The 256-nt window shown below is 49.6% G+C and carries 1 protein-coding gene; it reads right to left on the bottom strand.

Annotation, left to right across the window (positions count from 1 at the left end; genetic code table 11):
• Positions 1–256 (bottom strand): efflux RND transporter permease subunit (locus tag RYX56_RS23705; protein ID WP_317124300.1); only part of this gene is annotated, 256 nt, incomplete at both ends.

The following is a 256-nucleotide window of genomic DNA, read 5'->3' as shown; positions in this document are numbered from 1 at the left end:
CAGCAAGTACAGTGCAGGCACGATAAACAGTGTGAGCAGTGTGGAGAAGATCAGTCCTGAGACAATCGCTATACCGAGCGGCTTAAATAGTGTGCTGTTGCCAAGGGCAATCGGCAATAAGCCAGCAATCGATGTGAGCGAGGTTAAGACGATCGGGCGGAAACGCTGCTCGGCTGCCATCATGACAGCTTCGCGGACATCCATTCCATCTTTTCTTCGCTGTTCAATAAACTCAATCAAGACAATTCCATTTCGG

Source organism: Alkalihalophilus lindianensis, assembly GCF_032843265.1.
Classification (GTDB): Bacteria; Bacillota; Bacilli; order Bacillales; family Bacillaceae_D; genus Alkalihalophilus; species Alkalihalophilus lindianensis.
This window is presented reverse-complemented; position numbering and strand designations above follow the sequence as displayed.